At 59.4% G+C, this 6,795-nt stretch carries 6 protein-coding genes and 3 tRNA genes; 6 read left to right on the forward strand and 3 right to left on the reverse strand.

What is annotated here, in order from left to right:
• Nucleotides 1–38: 38 nt before the first annotated feature.
• The 3 genes from ACE04F_RS28370 to ACE04F_RS28380 form a co-directional block, all read right to left on the reverse strand.
• Nucleotides 39–125, reverse strand: a tRNA-Leu gene (locus tag ACE04F_RS28370).
• A 175-nt stretch (nucleotides 126–300) separates the two neighbouring features.
• A tRNA-Leu gene (locus ACE04F_RS28375) sits at nucleotides 301–387 on the reverse strand.
• Between the two features lie 175 nt (nucleotides 388–562).
• Nucleotides 563–649, reverse strand: a tRNA-Leu gene (locus ACE04F_RS28380).
• 226 nt (nucleotides 650–875) lie between these two features.
• Between ACE04F_RS28380 and rnr the strand changes: the two genes are divergently transcribed.
• The 6 genes from rnr to rplI all read left to right on the forward strand — a co-directional run bounded on the left by rnr (nucleotide 876) and on the right by rplI (nucleotide 6,644).
• Nucleotides 876–3,491, forward strand: a complete 2,616-nt coding sequence (gene rnr, locus ACE04F_RS28385; protein WP_486110955.1) for a ribonuclease R — start codon at nucleotides 876–878, stop codon at nucleotides 3,489–3,491.
• Nucleotides 3,488–4,249 (forward strand): 23S rRNA (guanosine(2251)-2'-O)-methyltransferase RlmB, encoded by a 762-nt coding sequence (gene rlmB, locus ACE04F_RS28390; protein ID WP_486110957.1) that lies wholly within the window; start codon nucleotides 3,488–3,490, stop codon nucleotides 4,247–4,249. The genes rnr and rlmB overlap by 4 nt, the downstream gene beginning before the upstream one ends.
• Nucleotides 4,250–4,561: 312 nt before the next feature.
• The gene (gene rpsF, locus ACE04F_RS28395; RefSeq protein ID WP_003186395.1) at nucleotides 4,562–4,990 is read left to right on the forward strand and encodes a 30S ribosomal protein S6; all 429 of its coding nucleotides are present in this window, start codon (nucleotides 4,562–4,564) and stop codon (nucleotides 4,988–4,990) included.
• Nucleotides 4,991–5,018: 28 nt separating this feature from the next.
• A complete protein-coding gene (gene rpsR, locus ACE04F_RS28400) occupies nucleotides 5,019–5,249 on the forward strand; it encodes a 30S ribosomal protein S18 (protein WP_002551829.1) in 231 nt (76 codons plus the stop codon).
• A 36-nt stretch (nucleotides 5,250–5,285) separates the two neighbouring features.
• Nucleotides 5,286–6,179: a YybS family protein gene (locus ACE04F_RS28405; RefSeq protein WP_305497181.1), complete on the forward strand. Its 894-nt coding sequence runs from the start codon at nucleotides 5,286–5,288 to the stop codon at nucleotides 6,177–6,179.
• 18 nt (nucleotides 6,180–6,197) lie between these two features.
• Nucleotides 6,198–6,644 (forward strand): 50S ribosomal protein L9, encoded by a 447-nt coding sequence (rplI, locus tag ACE04F_RS28410; protein WP_003186385.1) that lies wholly within the window; start codon nucleotides 6,198–6,200, stop codon nucleotides 6,642–6,644.
• Nucleotides 6,645–6,795: the final 151 nt, after the last annotated feature.

A 6,795-nucleotide genomic window follows, 5' to 3' on the forward strand; every position in this document is an offset into this window, starting at 1 on the left:
TCTGTGAGGTTCAAGGCATCTGACCTTGAAGCTTGAATTGGTGCCCAGAAGAAGACTCGAACTTCCACGACCTTGCGGTCACCAGCACCTGAAGCTGGCGTGTCTACCAATTTCACCATCTGGGCAGTATCTTCAGCGTTGCCGCTGTTGATGTCGCGCACTATACGGAGCGCGTTTTGATCTGTAAACCCCTGTTTTTGTTTTAGTAATTGCCAAAACGAAACGGCGGGGACAAAAATGCAAAAACCCGCTTTCGCGGGTTTCTGTAAAAGCTCGCAGATATTATCTGCTGCTTGAAATTGGTGCCCAGAAGAAGACTCGAACTTCCACGACCTTGCGGTCACCAGCACCTGAAGCTGGCGTGTCTACCAATTTCACCATCTGGGCAGTATCTTCAGCGTTGCCGCTGTTGATGTCGCGCACTATACGGAGCGCGTTTTGATCTGTAAACCCCTGTTTTTGTTTTAGTAATTGCCAAAACGAAACGGCGGGGACAAAAATGCAAAAACCCGCTTTCGCGGGTTTCTGTAAAAGCTCGCAGATATTATCTGCTGCTTGAAATTGGTGCCCAGAAGAAGACTCGAACTTCCACGACCTTGCGGTCACCAGCACCTGAAGCTGGCGTGTCTACCAATTTCACCATCTGGGCAATATCGACAACGTGTCTACGTCGTCGATGGCGCGCACTATACGGAGCGTGTTTTTAACTGTAAACCCCTGGGTGCAAAAAAAAAGCTAAATTTCACGAGCGGCGCAATCACAGGCTTCAAAGGCGTGTCAAAAGGCTTTAGAAAAGGCATCTGACGCTTGAAATTTCCCGTTTCATTACGCCTATGCCAAACTAACCCGCATATAGACAAGGTGAAAACTCTCTAATGGCCGATTGGCAGTCCCTCGATCCCGAGGCCGCTCGTGAAGCGGAAAAATATGAAAACCCTATTCCTAGCCGCGAACTGATCCTGGCGCATCTCGCCGATCGGGGTTCGCCTGCTAGCCGTGAGCAGCTGGTCGAAGAATTCGGTCTGACCACCGAGGACCAGCTCGAAGCCCTGCGCCGCCGTCTGCGCGCCATGGAGCGTGACGCTCAACTGATCTACACCCGCCGTGGCACTTATGCGCCGGTCGACAAGCTCGATCTGATCCTGGGGCGCATTGCCGGGCACCGTGACGGCTTCGGCTTCCTGATTCCGGATGATGGCAGTGACGACCTGTTCATGAGCCCGGCGCAGATGCGCCTGGTGTTCGACGGCGACCGCGCCCTGGCCCGTGTCTCCGGCCTGGATCGCCGTGGGCGTCGTGAGGGTGTGATCGTCGAAGTGGTGTCCCGTGCCCACGAGACCATTGTCGGTCGTTATTTCGAAGAGGGCGGCATCGGTTTTGTCGTCGCCGACAACCCGAAGATCCAGCAGGAAGTGCTGGTGACGCCGGGCCGCAACGCCAACGCCCAGGTCGGTCAGTTCGTCGAGGTGAAGATCACCCACTGGCCAACCCCGCGCTTCCAGCCGCAAGGCGACGTGGTGGAAGTGGTCGGCAATTACATGGCCCCGGGCATGGAAATCGACGTTGCCCTGCGCACCTATGACATCCCCCATGTCTGGCCTGAGGCGGTGCTCAAGGAAGCTGCCAAGCTCAAGCCGGAAGTCGAAGAGAAGGACAAAGAGAAGCGCATCGACCTGCGCCATCTGCCGTTCGTCACCATTGACGGCGAAGACGCCCGGGACTTCGACGACGCGGTCTACTGCGAAGCCAAGCCAGGCAAGTTGCGCTTGTTCTCCGGTGGCTGGAAGTTGTACGTGGCAATTGCCGACGTCTCCAGCTACGTGAAGCTCGGCTCGGCACTGGATGCCGAGGCCCAGGTGCGCGGCAACTCGGTGTATTTCCCCGAGCGCGTCGTGCCGATGCTCCCCGAGCAATTGTCCAACGGCCTGTGTTCGCTCAATCCTCAGGTTGATCGCCTGGCCATGGTTTGCGAGATGGATATCTCCAAATCCGGCGAGATGACCAACTATTGCTTCTATGAAGCGGTGATCCATTCCCATGCGCGCCTGACCTACAACAAGGTCAGCGCGATGCTGGAAACGCCGAAACTCGCCGAATCGCGCAAGCTGCGCGGCGAATACACCGACGTGGTGCCGCACCTCAAGCAGCTCTACGCGCTGTACAAGGTGTTGCTGGCGGCGCGTCACGTGCGGGGCGCGATCGATTTCGAAACCCAGGAAACCCGGATCATCTTTGGTACCGAGCGCAAGATTGCCGAGATCCGTCCGACGATTCGCAACGACGCGCACAAGCTGATCGAGGAATGCATGCTGGCGGCCAACGTGGCCACTGCCGAATTCCTGAAAAAACATGAAATTCCTGCGCTGTACCGCGTCCACGACGGTCCGCCGCCGGAGCGTCTGGAAAAATTGCGGGCATTCCTGGGCGAGCTGGGCCTGTCGTTGCACAAGGGCAAGGAAGGTCCGTCGCCGAAGGATTACCAGGCCTTGCTGGCAAGCATCAAGGATCGTCCGGATTTCCACCTGATCCAGACCGTGATGCTGCGTTCGCTGAGCCAGGCGGTGTACAGCGCCGACAACCAGGGCCACTTCGGCCTGAATTACGAAGCCTACACCCACTTCACTTCGCCGATCCGTCGCTACCCCGACCTGCTCACGCACCGGGCGATTCGCAGCGTGATCCACTCGAAGATGGACACCCCGCACGTCAAGCGTGCCGGTGCGATGACCATCCCCAAGGCGCGTATCTACCCGTACGACGAGGCGGCCCTGGAGCAGCTCGGCGAGCAATGCTCGATGAGCGAGCGGCGCGCCGACGAAGCGACCCGCGACGTGGTGAACTGGCTCAAGTGCGAGTACATGAAGGATCGCGTGGGTGAGTCTTTCCCGGGCGTGATCACCGCCGTGACCGGTTTCGGCCTGTTCGTCGAGCTGACCGATATCTACGTCGAAGGCCTGGTGCATGTCACCGCGCTGCCGGGCGACTACTACCACTTCGATCCTGTGCATCACCGCCTGGCGGGCGAGCGCACCGGTCGCAGCTTCCGTCTTGGCGATACCGTTGAAGTGCGGGTGATGCGCGTCGATCTGGACGAGCGCAAGATCGACTTCGAGATGGCGGAAAAAACCATCAGCGCGCCGATCGGTCGCAAGAAGCGCGGCACCGAAACGGCTGCGCCAGCAGCCAAGACCGCCGAGCCTGCCCCGGCCAAGTCGGGTCGCCGCGGTTCGGCCAAGGAGAAGGCCGTCGAGGCCTATCGCCCGAGCGATGCGGCGGCGAAAAACGCCGAGCTGCGCAAAAGCCGTGAAATGAAACAGGCGTTGCTGGCCGAAGCCAAGAACGGTGGTAAAGCGGCGTCTGGGGGAAAGACCGGAAGGTCGGCCCCGGACAAGGCGACCAGCAAGCCGAGCAAGCACCGTAAAGGTCCGCCGAAAGCGGGCTCGTCCCCAGCCAAAAGTGGCGGGGCGCGTAAACCCAAGGGCAAGTCATGAGTCAGCTGGAAAAAATCTACGGCGTGCATGCCGTGGAGGCGCTGCTGCGTCACCACCCCAAGCGGGTCAAGCAGATCTGGTTGGCGGAGGGGCGCAGCGATCCGCGCGTCCAGACGTTGATTGAACTGGCGAGCGAGAATCGCGTGGCGGTCGGCCAGGCCGAGCGACGCGAGATGGACGCCTGGGTCGAAGGCGTGCACCAGGGCGTCGTGGCCGAAGTCAGCCCGAGCCAGGTCTGGGGCGAGGCGATGCTCGACGAATTGCTCGATCGCACCGAAGGCGCACCCTTGCTGCTGGTGCTGGACGGCGTGACCGACCCGCACAACCTCGGCGCCTGCCTGCGTTCGGCGGATGCCGCCGGGGCGTTGGCGGTGATCGTGCCAAAGGACAAGTCGGCCACCTTGACCCCGGTAGTGCGTAAAGTCGCCTGCGGCGCAGCGGAAGTGATTCCGCTGGTGGCCGTGACCAACCTGGCGCGCACCCTGGAAAAACTCCAGCAGCGCGGCTTGTGGGTCGTCGGCACGGCGGGCGAGGCCGAGGTCAGCATCTATGACCAGGACCTGACCGGCCCGACCATCCTGATCATGGGCGCCGAAGGCAAGGGCATGCGCCGCCTGACCCGCGAGCACTGCGACTACCTGGTCAAGCTGCCGATGGCCGGCAGTGTCAGCAGTCTCAACGTCTCGGTTGCCACTGGCGTGTGCCTGTTCGAGGCCCAGCGCCAGCGTGGGGCCAAGGCTGCTGCCAAAAAGCCCTGATCTTGCGGTAGCCCCTGATGTGGGAGCGAGCCTGCTCGCGAAAGCGGTCTGACATTCACCATCCATGTTGAATGAGATACCGCCTTCGCGAGCAGGCTCGCTCCCACATTGGTTTTTGTGTGCAAGGGGAAAAAGCGCGGGCTGTTCAAATAATCACCAATTGCCTTGCGCCGCCCTCGACCCTTCTCTACAATTGCGCCCCTTGCTGTGATGGCAGGCACTTATGTGTCTAGCGTCCTCAAGTCCATAAGTGTCATTCACTCCTTGTCTGACCGCTTTTGAGCGGCAGGCTACAACCCGTAAGGAGCATTCATGCGTCATTACGAAATCATCTTTTTGGTCCACCCGGATCAAAGCGAGCAAGTCGGCGGCATGGTTGAGCGTTACACCAAGCTGATCGAAGAAGACGGCGGCAAAATCCACCGTCTGGAAGATTGGGGCCGTCGTCAACTGGCCTATGCAATCAACAATGTTCACAAGGCTCACTACGTGATGCTGAACGTTGAGTGCACCGGCAAGGCCCTGGCCGAGCTGGAAGACAACTTCCGCTACAACGATGCAGTGATCCGTAACCTGGTCATCCGTCGCGAAGAAGCCGTCACCGGCCAATCCGAGATGCTCAAGGCTGAAGAAAACCGCAGTGAGCGCCGTGAGCGTCGCGACCGTCCTGAGCACTCTGACAGCGCCGATGGCGATGACAGCGATAGCGACAGCGACAACAGCGATAACGCTGACGAGTAATCCACGGACCTTTTAAGGAGCCAATCACATGGCACGTTTCTTCCGTCGTCGTAAATTCTGCCGCTTCACCGCTGAAGACGTGAAAGAGATCGATTACAAAGATCTCAACACTCTGAAAGCCTACGTATCCGAGACCGGCAAAATCGTTCCAAGCCGTATCACCGGTACCAAAGCACGTTATCAGCGTCAGCTGGCCACCGCTATCAAGCGCGCCCGCTTCCTGGCCCTGCTGGCCTACACCGACAGCCACGGCCGCTGAGACCGGGCAGTCGACACGTAGCAAAGGATTGAATGCATGCGCGCCTTAGCTGAGTTCATCATGCGCGGTCGTATGCAGGCCACTCTCGTAGTGGCTGGATGCGCGGCATTGCCGTTGTTGTATTGGTTGGGTGCTGCCGCGGTGAGTCTCGTACTCCTGCGGCGCGGATTGAGGGACGCCCTTGGCGTTCTTGCTCTGGGACTGCTGCCGGCCTTGCTCTGGTGGTTGTATTCCGCTGACCCGCGGGCACTGATGGTGCTGCTGGGGTCTTCGGCGCTGGCGTTGGTGTTGCGCGCCAGCGAATCCTGGAACCGCGTGCTGCTGGTCAGCATAGCGATGGGAGTGGTGTTTTCAGTGGTGCTCGGGGTGGCTTTCGCACCCCAGATCGAGATGCTGTCGCAGGCTTTGATAAAAATCCTGCCCGAGGCCCTCGGTGATCTCTACCAACAGATGTCGGCAGAGGAGCAGGCGCGTTTCGCGTCCCTGATCGCACCGGTCCTGACCGGCCTGATTGCGGCCTTGCTGCAAATCGTCAGTGTGCTGAGCCTGATTATCGGGCGCTACTGGCAAGCGTTGTTGTACAACCCGGGTGGTTTTGGCCGCGAATTTCGCGCCATTCGTTTTCCGCTCGGGCTGGCGATGTTACTGCTGGCGGGCATGCTCCTGGGGCCGAATTTCGGTCCGCAGATGGCCATGCTCACGCCGTTGTGCAGTGTACCGCTGGTGTTTGCCGCCCTCGCCCTGATTCACGGGCTGGTGGCGCAAAAGCGACTGGCCAGGTTCTGGCTGGTCGGGTTGTACGTCACGTTGTTGCTGTTCATGCAGCTGATCTATCCGTTGCTGGTGGTCCTGGCCATCGTCGACAGCCTGATTGATTTTCGCGGTCGTATGGCGCCGAAAGACGCCGACAACGCGAACGGTGAAGGTTAAAAGTTAGAGGATTTTCACATGCAACTGATCCTTCTGGAAAAAATCGCCAACCTGGGCAACCTGGGCGACAAAGTAAACGTTAAGGCCGGTTACGGCCGTAACTACCTGCTGCCTTTCGGCAAAGCCACCGCTGCGACCGCTGCCAACCTGGCTGCGTTCGAAGAGCGTCGCGCTGAGCTGGAAAAAGCCGCCGCAGACCGTAAGGCATCGGCTGAAAGCCGTGCTGCCCAACTGGCCGAGCTGGAAGTGACCATCACTGCCACCGCTGGCGACGAAGGCAAGCTGTTCGGTTCGATCGGTACCCACGACATCGCTGACGCACTGACCGCCTCCGGCGTTGAAGTTGCGAAAAGCGAAGTTCGTCTGCCGAACGGCACCATCCGCAACGTAGGTGAATTCGACGTAGCCGTGCACCTGCACGCCGAAGTTGAAGCCACCGTACGCGTTGTCGTGGTAGCAGCCTAAGCAACACCTGTCGGCTGGCACCCTTGGGTGCTTGCCGGTAACATCGGGCACGATCCTGTTTACAGGTCGTGCCCTTTGTCTTTCTGCAATTCCTGATTTTCATAACCAGACGTGGCCATGAACGAAATCACCGCCCCCGAGCAATACGATC

The organism is Pseudomonas sp. AGC41 (assembly GCF_057334555.1).